Source organism: Marinibactrum halimedae, from assembly GCF_021234875.1.
Taxonomy (GTDB): domain Bacteria; phylum Pseudomonadota; class Gammaproteobacteria; order Pseudomonadales; family Cellvibrionaceae; genus Marinibactrum; species Marinibactrum halimedae.
Window position 1 is genome coordinate 1 of sequence record NZ_JAJQVM010000028.1, and the last position, 12,465, is coordinate 12,465.

At 44.3% G+C, this 12,465-nt stretch carries 14 protein-coding genes; all 14 read right to left on the minus strand.

Translation table 11 applies throughout. From position 1 onward, the window contains the following. The coding region (locus LU351_RS15370; RefSeq protein WP_232593637.1) for a transposase at nt 1–257 on the minus strand (257 nt) is incomplete at its 3' end. Nucleotides 258–296: 39 nt separating this feature from the next. After that, on the minus strand, nt 297–1,130 hold the full coding sequence (locus LU351_RS15375) for a hypothetical protein (protein ID WP_232594976.1): 834 nt from the start codon (nt 1,128–1,130) through the stop codon (nt 297–299). Continuing rightward, entirely contained in the window at nt 1,130–1,951 is an 822-nt protein-coding gene (locus tag LU351_RS15380) for a hypothetical protein (protein ID WP_232594977.1), read from the minus strand. The genes LU351_RS15375 and LU351_RS15380 overlap by 1 nt, the downstream gene beginning before the upstream one ends. Then, complete coding sequence (locus tag LU351_RS15385) at nt 1,951–2,709, minus strand: hypothetical protein (protein WP_232594978.1); 759 nt, start codon at nt 2,707–2,709, stop codon at nt 1,951–1,953. The genes LU351_RS15380 and LU351_RS15385 overlap by 1 nt, the downstream gene beginning before the upstream one ends. Nucleotides 2,710–2,774: 65 nt before the next feature. Beyond that, nucleotides 2,775–3,578 carry a hypothetical protein gene (locus LU351_RS15390; RefSeq protein WP_232594979.1) on the minus strand — a complete coding sequence of 268 codons (804 nt, stop codon included), beginning with the start codon at nt 3,576–3,578 and terminating at the stop codon, nt 2,775–2,777. Nucleotides 3,579–3,603: 25 nt separating this feature from the next. Beyond that, nucleotides 3,604–5,244, minus strand: a complete 1,641-nt coding sequence (locus LU351_RS15395) for a hypothetical protein (RefSeq protein WP_232594980.1) — start codon at nt 5,242–5,244, stop codon at nt 3,604–3,606. A 430-nt stretch (nt 5,245–5,674) separates the two neighbouring features. Then, nucleotides 5,675–6,241, minus strand: coding sequence for a GNAT family N-acetyltransferase (locus LU351_RS15400; protein WP_232594981.1), 567 nt, complete (start codon nt 6,239–6,241; stop codon nt 5,675–5,677). Between the two features lie 114 nt (nt 6,242–6,355). Further along, nucleotides 6,356–6,880, minus strand: coding sequence for a DsbE family thiol:disulfide interchange protein (locus LU351_RS15405; RefSeq protein WP_232594982.1), 525 nt, complete (start codon nt 6,878–6,880; stop codon nt 6,356–6,358). Between the two features lie 79 nt (nt 6,881–6,959). Then, entirely contained in the window at nt 6,960–9,002 is a 2,043-nt protein-coding gene (locus LU351_RS15410) for a heme lyase CcmF/NrfE family subunit (RefSeq protein ID WP_232594983.1), read from the minus strand. Beyond that, entirely contained in the window at nt 8,992–9,474 is a 483-nt protein-coding gene (gene ccmE, locus LU351_RS15415) for a cytochrome c maturation protein CcmE (protein WP_232594984.1), read from the minus strand. Before ccmE ends, LU351_RS15410 begins: the two co-directional genes overlap by 11 nt. A gap of 96 nt (nt 9,475–9,570) precedes the next feature. After that, nucleotides 9,571–9,807 carry a heme exporter protein CcmD gene (gene ccmD / locus LU351_RS15420; RefSeq protein WP_232594985.1) on the minus strand — a complete coding sequence of 79 codons (237 nt, stop codon included), beginning with the start codon at nt 9,805–9,807 and terminating at the stop codon, nt 9,571–9,573. Nucleotides 9,808–9,892: 85 nt separating this feature from the next. Continuing rightward, a complete protein-coding gene (locus tag LU351_RS15425; protein ID WP_284285449.1) occupies nt 9,893–10,636 on the minus strand; it encodes a heme ABC transporter permease in 744 nt (247 codons plus the stop codon). Nucleotides 10,637–10,782: 146 nt separating this feature from the next. After that, nucleotides 10,783–11,523: a heme exporter protein CcmB gene (ccmB, locus tag LU351_RS15430; RefSeq protein ID WP_232594986.1), complete on the minus strand. Its 741-nt coding sequence runs from the start codon at nt 11,521–11,523 to the stop codon at nt 10,783–10,785. Then, the gene (ccmA, locus tag LU351_RS15435; protein WP_232594987.1) at nt 11,513–12,202 is read right to left on the minus strand and encodes a cytochrome c biogenesis heme-transporting ATPase CcmA; all 690 of its coding nucleotides are present in this window, start codon (nt 12,200–12,202) and stop codon (nt 11,513–11,515) included. The genes ccmB and ccmA overlap by 11 nt, the downstream gene beginning before the upstream one ends. Nucleotides 12,203–12,465: the final 263 nt, after the last annotated feature.

Here is a 12,465-nt window from a genome sequence, read left to right on the forward strand (position 1 = left end):
GAATAGCGGTCCCGTATTTGGTACTCTATCTGATCATCGGATACATTGTATAAGTGCTGAAGTACGAGTACTTTGAACATCAGTAGCTCGTCATAGGCTTTACGACCCGCATTGCTTTTTCGGTTTGACTTTCGTATTTCCTTTAAGGTCGGACGAAAGGCTTCCCAAAATATCAGTTTGTTGAGATGAACTAATGGATCTTTTTCATCTAACTTGCGATACCTGTCATCTAAATCAAAAAAGCCGGGCTGAGACATAGAAGGAAACTCTTGAAATTTTTGAACAGTGAGATTATATCAAAGTTGGGCTATTTTTAGAGGTGCCCTATAGTCTACTTTAGGAGCTTTCTTAAAATTCTCCCATACTATAGGTTTGGTGGGTTTGAATTTATCTTGCAGATTCAAAGCAGATACTTGTGCGTCGTGCTCAGATTTATAGTTTATTTTGATAGATTGCATAATTTTATTAATTTGAGTGTTTGCAACATCTATTCCACCACTTTTTTTTGGTATGTCATCAAAATCGAACTGAAAGTCAAGGGCTATGTAATTATTTATAGGAAGTGTGAAGTGAAATCGAAAAGCACTTACGTTTCTTGGTTGAGCTAATAAATCCTCGACACCATAGCTAAGGAAAATACATCCGTCTATTTCGAGTAGAGACCAATTGATGGGGTAGAGGCGTAGCAAACTATTTCTTGTTGCTTGTTTACCATGTAGTTTTTCCATTCGATCTAAAATACACTTGAAAAAACAATCTTCAGCAAAATTACTTTGGGTATTGTAAATAGCGGCTAACCTAAATGTTAATCCGCCTGTGGCAGCACCAATAAATGGAATGCCTTTGAAATCATATATTCGTTTCAGAAAATAATCATATTCTAATTTGGTTGTAGTGGATTTTTTGTTGTTGCTAGATGACGTAAACTGCTTTACTTTTTTTTCGATATCTATTTCATACATGCTTTTGCTGTATTGTAATTTATTACTATCAGCATAATTCGTTTCGTTATAATTGCTTTTGGGTAATAAAAAGCTTATCGATGTGCCAGATAAGTCTAATTTAACCGTATCAGGGGCCGTCCAGGACGGCCCTTTTGGATTTTTGAAGGTTCCAAATGGCATGTCCACTAAAGATATTTTTCCAAAACACTGTAATCTACACGTGGCACTTTTTTAAAATTCTCCCAGATTACCGGCTTCACTGGCTCAAATTTTCCCTCCAAATCCAAATCCTCAACCTGCTTCTTATGCTCTGATTTATAAGAAATTTTAAAAGTTTGCATAACCTCTTGAATTAGATTGTTAGCAAGTTTGACGCCCCCACTATCAATCGGAATCGAACCAAACTTAAATTTGAAGGACATGGCAACATCTTTACTAATCGGACAAACAAACTCTATCCTAAATGCACTTTTCCTTCGGCTTTGAACAATAAAGTCCTCTACTCCATAGCTTAAAAATTTTGCATTATGGATGTTAATAAGTGACCAATCAATCGGATACAAGCGATTTAAATAACCTTCTGTTGCTTCTTTTCCATGCAGTTCATCCAATTCTCGTAAAAACTCCTCATAAAAGCAGTTTTTAAAGGAAACCTCAGAGTTGTAGCAGATAGAAATTAGAAGATGCAAACATCCAGCGGACTGCCCAAGCAAAGGAAATCCTTTTAAATTAAATGCACGCCGCAATTGATGCTCAAAAACGAGCTTTCCATTAGAGTCGGTGTTTAAATTTTCTGATCTCTTACCACTTACAGTATTGTCAATATCTAAAAAATATTGGCTCTTTCCAAATTCAAATTTACCTCCCATAGCCTCTGGTGGAGGCCTATAATTGCTTTTAGGTAACTGTAGTTCCACCAAAGTTCCGGACAAATCAAATACTATCAATTCAGGTTTTTTCCAAGACGGCCCCTTAGGGTTTTTGAACGTGCCAAACAATAGGCCCATTAAAGATATTTCTCCAAAACGCTATAATCTACACGAGGCATTTTTTTGTAATTTTCCCAAATTACCGGCTTAACTATTTCAAAGTTTCCTATCAAATCCAAAGCCTCTACCTGCTGCTTGTGCTCGGATTTATATCTTACCTTGTATGTTTTCATTATTTCTTGGATTAATTCATGGGCTAAGCTTATCCCACCGCTTTCAAGGGGTATGCCATCAAATTTAAACCTGAAATTTAGCGATACATTTGCACTTATAGGACAATAAAATTCCAATGCAAAAGCGCTGATACCTTTTGGGTGAAAAACAAAATCTTCCACACCATAGGTGAGCACATAATTATTGTTAAGAGAAACTAAAGACCAATTAATAGGATACAAGCGATATAGATAACCTTTCGTAGCATGTTTTCCATGCATTTTTTCAAGATCTTTTAGAAAGCTTTCATAATAGTTATTATTTGAATTGTGGAATGTATAACACGTTGAAAGGGTAAAGTTAACAGCGCCTACGTCAACACCTATCAAAGGTAGACCACAAAAATTAAATATACGCCTCAATTGAACATCATAAACTATTTTGTTTGCTTCATTATTATCGCTATCCTGTATATTTTGTTCATATTTTTTAGCAGTATTTTCAATATCTAAATGATAATCCCCCTTAATAACTTCTGGAGAATCACCTATAGAATACTCAGGCGGAATAAAATTGCTCTTGGGGAGAAATAACTCCGCGATAGTGCCAGATAAATCCAGCACTACTTTTTCTGTTTCTCTCCAAGAAGGGCCCTTGGGTTTTTTGAATGTGCCAAAAAACATAACTATTAAAGGTATTTTTCCAAAATACTATAATCCACACGCGGCGCTTTTTTGTAATTCTCCCAGATTACCGGCTTAATTGGTTTGAATTTTTCCTTCAGATCTAAAGCATCAACTTGCTGTTTGTGCTCAGGTGTATAAATCACTTTGCATGTTTGCATTATTTTTTTAATTAACTCATGGGCCAACTTTATTCCGCCGCTTTTTAAGGGTATTCCATCAAAATGAAACTTAAAATCTAATGCAGTGTTTGAATTAATTGGGCAGACGAACTCCATTCTAAAAGTGCTAATCCCTTTCGGGTGGAAAAGAAAATCTTCCACTCCATAATTCAAAAACGACACTTCATTAATGTCAATAAGCGACCAGTTAATAGGGTAAAGGCGATATAGGTAACCATCAGTTTCTTTCTTTCCATGAAGTTTTTCCAACCTTTGAAAGAAACAATCAAAAAAGTTATTCCTAAACTCATTGCAAGCATTTGAGCAAATTGAAAGTGTAAAATTTAATGCTCCCATAGAGGTGCCAAGCAGAGGGAGTCCGTTAAAGTTAAAGATTCTTTTCAATTGCACATCGTAAATTAATTCATTTTTTGCGCAATTATTAATTTTGGTGGGCTTGTATTTACTGATATCGATAGAATAGTCTTCTTTACTACGCTCTATAGTTCCACCCATTGCATAGCTTGGGGCGGTATAATTACTTCTTGGCAAAGAAAATTCGACCACAGTGCCCGACAAATGAAGCACTGTAGTTTCTGGATCTTCCCAAGAAGGCCCCTTAGGATTTTTGAACGTACCAAATAGCATTACATCTAAGCCTTCTAAATTTGATTTAAGGTTTTAAAGTTTTAAGGGCTTCGGCTGCCCCAAGGGATGGGTCAATCATATTCGCCGTATCATCAAAGAGTGATGCCGCCATATAACGAGCATTTGCCCATTTTTGGGCGTAACTGCCTCGGTTTAGATAAGCCATGGTTCCGCCAGCAAACGCTACCGAGGCGCCAATCAGTAACTGGGTAACCAGTTCGGGGGTTAAGGTGCTATTTTGGGTAATCACAGACTGAATATGCAAAGCATAATCGGGGTAGGTGGTTGCAAGGTCTGTGGCCAGTTGCGTGAGGTATTTATACGCCATTTCCCCGGTGCCGCCAATACTGCCCGCGCCGGCTAATGTGGCCATACCTTGCGCGGCGGCATAACCACCCGCCCCAAGTTTGGCCCCTGTTTTTAAACCTTTGTACGCTGTATTGGCGATGGCTTTGCCGCCACTGACCTTCCCTTTGGCCACTAACGCATCGGTTTTGGTTTGTACTTCAAATTTAGGGTGAATGGGGTTGATGATTTTTTCGTCTTTTAGCACTTCTTGTACTTCAAGCCGGCGCTTAAGCAGGGCATTCTCTTGAAAGAAATTGCTTTTTAATTGTCGCAAGTTTAAGCGGTTTATATCATAAGCTTTTTCTGACCATTCCATACCGACCGATTGAATGGCCTTATCCACTGTATTGACACCGACGCCCACAGGACCAGAAACGTACACATGCTGTCGCTTTTTAAAGTCTAATTGATAGTTCTTCTCTGCTCTTTTGACGCCTTCAACAAAAACTTTTACTCCCTTTCCTAACGTCGTCCAGCATATGACCGGTGCAGGCAAAACTTCGGCCTTCTTGAGCATATTATGGGCTTTGGTTTCAGCGGCTGAGCCCGACTTTTTCACTTCTTTACTGTAATCTTTGCGCCCAGAGGTAGTCAGATTAGGTTGCTCTTTAATGCTCTGCTGTGCAATAAACTTATTCGTTTTTGTCGACGTTGCACCAATGACTTGGGCTAACTCATGGGCTGCGGCTTTCTCATCTCTGCCTGTAATGCGACGAAAACTTAATGGGTTTCCTTCATTAGGGATAGACATTAAATAAAATGAGTTTTTCTCTTTCAATTCAAAATTTTCATGTCCACGGTTAACAGCCGAAAGAGCATGTTGTGCAATTTCTTCAGGTTTATTAGATCCTCCTGCAGATACGGCTATGTGAGTTGGAGGTTTAGAAGTACCTTTAGAAAGTATTGTTAAAGAGTTATTAACAGCGTTAATTTCTAAGTCTTTTGAATCGTTTACCTTAACTTCATAAAACCAACTATCTAACTCAGCCTCATTATCCATCTCCAACTCCATAATATACACATCGCCGTTCTCACGATGGTTGTATTGAAGAGAGAATCCACGATCTTTGTAACGATGCACTCGATTGAATAAGTTGTGAAGTGAGAATTTGCTGGCAGGCGGCGTAGAGAGTAAATTTTGTACTACTTGAAAAATCGTCACCGCCGTGTAGTTCGGCCCCGCTTTTTTGATTTCTTTTTTAACGTTATTCCAAAGGTGTAACTTGGATTTGATCAAAAATACTTTCTTACCGGCGCTCGCGCCAAGAATCTGCTTATATTGATCTTGGTTTTCGCTTGCAGGAGTTGCTTGACTCATTGAACACATCCTTTGCTGGGTCGTGGTTAGTGGGTTAAATAAGATAGTTTAGAGGTAAATATACAGGTTGGCAGGAATATCATTGTTGAGTTTGATCATAAAATTACCGATGACGTCCTTTGCCAGATTAGAAGTGAGCGTAGAGAGTAAGGTAATTCATTGACAATCAGCGCGTTTGATTAAGATTAAAATCCTATCAAATGTGCAGGCCCTCTTTAAATGATTTTTGTGATCTGGTTCAAATTTTTACATGGAATTGTCGTCGATTACTTTATTGATCGAATCGATCAAGACACCCACTACAATCAGGCAACAATAGATTCATATTTAGGCAGCCCTGTGCGCCGTTCAAGTGGCTTAGATTTAACTCTCAAGTGCATCATTATTTTTAGGTAGAGTGGTTGTAACAGGTTTTACAGTACGTTGTTTGTTATTTTATTAGAGCGGAGTGGGAAGGCGGTGCTGAAGGGTTATTGTGGATTAGACGTTGGTAGATGTCCGGTGTTTTTTCGGGTACGGGCAGGAGGTGTGCATTACAGGTGCGCTGATAAAATTCTGTTGAGAACGCGCAGGTGATTACCGCATAAGCGTAGCCTTCCATTTTCATTGCGGTTAAACAGTGGTGCAGTAAAACCGTGGCGATGTACTGTTTACGAAAGGGCTCTGCAACGCCAATGGGGCCAATGACACCTTTGGCACTGCCATCGTAACAAGCAAATCCAATCACTTCGCGATTGTGAATGGCCACAAAGCAGCTCGTGGGTTGTCGGTAGAGGCTGGTGGCGCATTCGTCTTCCCAGCCCGGGCAGATTGAAAAAAAATGTGAGCGTACAAATTCACAGATGGATTGTTTATCGATAGGCAAGGCGCGTTGAATGTAGATCTTTTGTTTTTTTAGAGCCGCTTGTTTTTCTTGCGCGATACTCTGAGAAGGCGTGTGGTAAAGGTTTACAATCATATCATTCATGGCGGTTCCTTGCGTCGATGCGCAGGTCATGAAGTCAACCAATAAAATCGGTTAGTTTAGGTAATTGCACTTAATTTAGGTAATGGTACTTAATTGCCTAACGGTATGTAGGCAACGGGTACAGGGTGCCAGTTGCCTTAGGAGTTAAAGTAAAGACCGATAAATCGGCGCTAGGGTCTCTTGCCATACTTGATCAGATACCATGCCCACATGCTTATAACGCACTACGCCTTTGCGATCGACAATATAGGTTTCAGGGGCGCCAAATACGCCAAGGTCAATACCTAGACGGCCTTCTTCATCGACAATGCTGAATTTGTATGGGTCGCCGAGTTGGGCAAGCCAGTTGACTGCTTCGGTGGTATCGTCTTTGTAATTTACGCCATAAATATTCACGCCGTTGTTGGCTAATTCCAATAAATAGGGGTGCTCTACTCGGCAGGTTACACACCAAGAGCCCCATACGTTCAACAAGTAGGGTTCACCCAATAATTCTTTTTCGGTGACTAGGGATGAGGGGGCTTTGAGTTTCGGTAACGAAAAAGCGGGCACGGGTTTATCAAGCAGTGCCGATGGCATATGGGTAGGGTCGAGGGAGAGGCCTCGATAAAATAAAATCGCCAGTACAGCGAAAATGGCGAAAGGAATAAATAATTTTAAGCGTTTCATGTTTGTCCTATACGCCGGTAAAACGTGAAATAAATGCGTTGTACCGGCGGTAAATACGGAAAGCCAACTGATCTTGAGGTTAATTTGTGGCCTCAGGGGGTGCATTATTTTCGATTGTGGTTTCAGCCTGGGTTGTGGTTTCAGCGTGTTGAGCTGCTTGTACTTTTTTGCGCGCACTGGCGCGATAGCGTTTATCCACAATGGCTAAAATGCCACCTAAACCCATGAAAATTGCCCCCAACCATATCCAGCGAACAAAGGGTTTAAAGTGCACACGCACAGCCCACGCTTTGTCATCTAGGGGTTCACCCAACGCTACGTATAAATCTCGGAAAAAGCCAGCATCAATAGAGGCTTCTGTCATGGTGTTGCCACCGGAGAAATAGCGACGTTTTTCTGGGAATAACGTGGACTGTAAACTATCTCCATTCATGACCCGAATTGTGCCTCGGTCTGCGACGTAGTTGGGGCCTCTGATTTGCTCGACGCCGTCGAAGTGATAGGTTAAACCTCCAACTTCAACTTGATTGCCTGATTCCATTCTGAGGTCGCGTTGATCACTGTAAATGGTATTCAGGCAGGCGCCCATGGCACAGAAGGCAACGCCTACATGGGCGATAATCATTCCGTAATAACTGGGCGTGAGCTTTTTCAGCCCTTGGGCGAATGAGGCGGCATTGCGTGTTTTGTGCAGTAAGTCGGAGGCCATTGTGGAAAGAATCCAGGCACCGACAAATACCGTTAGTGTGGCCCCAATGGAGTAGGCGGGCGCACTTTCAGTCATGGCGCCGTACACCGCAGGAAATACGAGCGCGATTAACGTGCTCACGATGATCGGTTTTTTCAGCAAATCGATGAGACGTGCTTTTTTCGTTTTCTTCCACACCAGAATCGGGCCTATGCCCATTAAAAGGCACAGCAGACCCGTTAAGGGAGTGAAAAAGAAATTGAAGTAGGGTGGGCCGACAGAAATACGGCCCCAACCGAGGGCGTCTGCGATAAGTGGGTAGAGTGTACCCAGAAGGACGGTGGCGGTGATGACGACCAGTAAGACGTTATTGCCCAGTAAAAAAGTTTCGCGGCTGAGCCAATCAAAGCGGCTATAGGCTTTCACTTCTGGCACGCGAAAGGCGTATAACAGCAATGATCCACCCACCACAAACAGTAAAAAGAGGAGAATAAACACGCCTCGTTCTGGGTCTGAGGCGAAGGCATGGACGGAGGTAATGACGCCCGAACGAACCAAAAAAGTGCCCAATAAGCTTAGCGAAAACGCGAATATCGCGAGGAGAATGGTCCAGCTTTTAAACACGCCGCGCTTTTCGGTAACCGCTAATGAATGAATAAGGGCTGTGCCCACAAGCCATGGCATAAAAGAGGCGTTTTCAACCGGGTCCCAGAACCACCAGCCTCCCCAGCCCAATTCGTAATAGGCCCACCAGCTGCCCAAGGCGATGCCGAGGGTTAGAAAAGACCAGGCGGTGGTCGTCCAAGGGCGTGACCAGCGCGCCCAAGCGCTATCGAGTCGTCCGCCAATGAGTGCCGCGATCGCAAAGGCAAAGGCAACCGAAAACCCCACATAGCCCATGTACAACATAGGGGGGTGAATGATTAAGCCGGGGTCTTGCAACAGTGGGTTCAAATCATTGCCGTCGGCGGGAGAGGTGGGCAGTAGTCGATCAAAAGGATTGGAGGTCAGTAAGGTAAAGAGCAGAAAACCTACCCCAATCACGCCCATCACTGCCAATACTCTTGCCAGCATTTCAAGGGGCAGATTGCGGCTAAAAATGGCGACAGAGAACGTCCATATGGAGAGTATCAGTACCCAAAGGAGTAAAGAGCCTTCGTGCCCACCCCAGACCGCGCTGACTTTGTAGTAACTCGGCAGTAAGCTATTGGAGTTGGTGGCGACGTAGCGCACGGTGAAGTCATCATTCAGAAAGGCGTAGGTGAGGCAGGCAAAGGCGAGGGCGGTGAATACAAAAAAACCCGTCGCCAAAGAGCGTGCCGATTGCATGAGCGCGACTTGCCCTGTAAAGCTACCAATAATGGGAACTGTACTGAGTATGGCGCAGAGAAAAAGCGCCAGTATCAGACAAAAGTGGCCTAGCTCAGGAATCATAAGAGATTACCTCACAGGTCTTTTGGTGTTGAGCACCGTCTCCCGCGTTGCCTGCCGCAGCCATGGCGTCGGCAACTTCGGGTGGCATGTAGTTTTCATCGTGCTTGGCCAGCACTTCTGTGGCATTAAAATCGCCACTCTCTGAGAGCTTGCCGTTCACCACAACGGCTTCGCCCTCGGCGAAGAGGTCGGGCAGAATACCGCTGTAAAAAACTTTAACGTCAGCAGAGCCATCGGTAATTAAAAAATTCACATCCAGGTTTTCACCCGAACGTTTCACCGTGCCCGGCATTACGCAGCCGCCCGCCCGAATACTTTTGTCGACAGGCGCTTCACCGGCGGCAATTTTTGACGGTGGGTAGAATAAATTCATGTTTTCACGAAGGGCGAAAACCATCAGGCCGATGGCCACGGTGGCAAAGACCACCACAAAAACGACAAAAATCAAACGTTGCTTTCGAACGGGGTGCATTTGCAGCCTCTCTTGTTACAGTTGCTCTTTATCCAGATCAGGGTATCAAATTACGATTTTTTAATTAGTTTTTATTAAGATTGTTTGGTTGTTAGTTTAGCTTGCCGGTGTGGCAGGTTGTTCTGATGCGCTACTCGGCGCTGCGGCTTTCTTTGATGCCTCTTCCCGTTTTAAGGTTTGCTTTTGTTGCTTCAGCAACTGTTTTTTTGCCATGAGTGGCGAGAAGAGTAAATAGGCTATACCCAAGGCAGTCACTAAATAACAGGCCCAAACATAAGGCCCGTGCCCTGCCATGGAAAAGAAATCGGCAAAAGATTCAAATTGAAATGTCATAATCCATATCCGCTTGCTGTGTTGCGCTCAACTTTCTTTTCATTTTTGTTATTGCGCATGTCGATAATTCAGGTGTCAATACGGCTTACGCTGAGCCCAAGGCCAGTGCTTTCACCCATTTTGTGCGTCTTTCGCGTTTTAAAATCTCGACACGCGTTCGTAAAATGAGTGCCAAGGCGTACAAAGCATAAAACCCAATTACCATAATGAGTAATGGGTACAGCATGGATGGGTCGATGGTGCTCTCAGACGTAAATTTAATGGTGGCAGGCTGATGCAGCGTAAACCACCAATCTACAGACTTGTAAATAATTGGAATGTTCACTGTGCCGACCAATGCCAAGATAGCGCTGGCTTTATTGGCCGTTTCTTCGTGAGTAAACGCGTTATGCAGCGCCATAACGCCCAAGTACAAAAAGAACAGGATGAGCATGGAGGTAATGCGTGCGTCCCATACCCACCACGTACCCCAGGTGGGTTTGCCCCACACCGCGCCGGTGAATAAAGAAACAAACGTCAGCACTGCACCAATCGGTGCGGCGGCGCGCATGGTGAGTTCCGCCACTTTGATTCGCCAAATAAGGCCAACTGCACCGCTAATGGCCATAACATAATAACCGGCTAAGGCCAGAAACGCGGCGGGAACGTGGATATAAATGATACGGTAACTGTTGCCTTGCTTGGCGTCGGCAGGTGAAAAAGCCAATCCCCACACGCTACCTGCAATCAGTAGGCTGGCGGTGAGAACCCATAAATAGGGTAGCCATACGGAAGATTTTTCGTAAAACCATCGGGGAGAGCCCAAGCGGTGAAACCATGTCCAGTCCACGGTGTAATCCTTGCTTTGTTGTAAGTGTTAAACATGAATAATGTGCTGATGCCGTCTTACCTTGGCGGCATCGTGTCTGTCTTTATACTGAGACAACGTGTTTCTGCATTCATTGGTGATGAGTTATCACAATTTGTTAACGATACTCAGCCGTTGACACTGATTCTTAATGCTCCTGCGGCGGCGAAGGGGGCGAGAATCATGGCCATGGCAAGAAACGCCCCCAATATGGCAAGTTGACCCACAAAAGGAAACCCCTCGCTGGCGCTACTGACGGCGCTGGCACCAAAAATGAGCACTGGAACATACAGTGGCATGATAATTAACGACAACAGTAAGCCCCCTTTACGTAACCCTACTGTGAGCGCAGATCCGATCGCGCCAATAAGGCTCAACACTCCGGTACCTATGGCAAGGCTCGCAATGAGAGGCATATAGCCTTGGTTGGGGAGTGACAGCATCACACCTAAAATAGGCGCTGTGATGGTCAGTGGGAGTCCAGTCATCAGCCAATGCACGAGTACTTTTGATATGACGATAAAATATAACGGGTGGGGTGAGATGAGTAACTGTTCAAGGGAGCCATCTTCATAGTCGGTACGAAAAAGCCCATCTAGGCTTAACAATGTTGCCAAAAGTGCCACCACCCAAATCATGCCTGGCGCCAATAACGCCAAGGTGTCTCGCTCAGGAGAAATGCCCAGTGGCACCATGGTAATCACGATTAAGAAAAAGATCAGAGGGTTGGCAATGTCGCCCCGACTGCGAAAAGCGACGGTAATGTCTCGCTTAAACGTGGCAGCAAAGCCTGACCACAAATTGATGTCTGGTATTTCTAGCGGGGCGGTGTCTGTGGCAGGTGCCGTCGATAGTGAATCACTCGTCATACTCGATGGCCCCTGCAAAATCCGTAAGGTCAATGGTTCTCAGTCCGATGTTTTTAAAATGTTGAGTGTCTAGGTCTTGGTGCGTGGTGAGAATGACGATGCCGCCGCGTTCAGCGTGGTTGGCGATGGCCTGTTCGAGCTCTGCGACGCCGCGTTTGTCAATGGCAGTAAAGGGTTCATCCAAAATCCACAGCGGTGCAGGGGTAAGGTAAAGGCGCGCTAAGGCAACACGACGCTGCTGGCCGGCAGAAAGTTGATAGCATGGCACATCCTCAAAGCCATAGAGGCCAACTTTAGACAAGGCGCTATTGATGGTTGTATCGTTTATTGTGGTATCGGTGACGGTTTTGCCTGCCGTGGACATGCCTGCATACCAGCGCAGATTCTCCTGAGGGGTTAACGCTTTTTTTGTGCCCGGTAAGTGACCTAAATACAACATTTGGCTAAGGTACAAAGCGCGGTGGCGTTGAATAGATTGGCCTTGCCAGAGAATATCGCCGTCGTAATCGTGAGAGATGCCAGTGAGTAATCGAAGCAGGGTGGTTTTACCACTGCCATTGGGGCCGGCGACTTGCACCACTTGCCCCGACTCGATCTGAGCGTTGAGATGAGAAAATAAGCGACGTTCATCTCGATCACAACAGAGGTCTTTTAATTCAAGTGTTAATGAGTTTGGCATCACGCCTAAAAAGTCCTCACCCTGTGTTGTTGACGTTGGTTTGGCTGAAGATTTACTTCAGAGCGCCGAACAATGATGTGCGGCGCAAAGACGTTTATCAGTAAACCGTAATTCTCGCAGGATTATACTCACCCCCTTCGTAAATGCACGATACGAGTAAAGATTCTTCTGTGTTTATTGCAAGGAATTCGGCATTCTGTAACGGGGTAGGCACTATACACGTCAAAGCGCATACTTATTGATCGAGGCCAATAAGCAAGTCG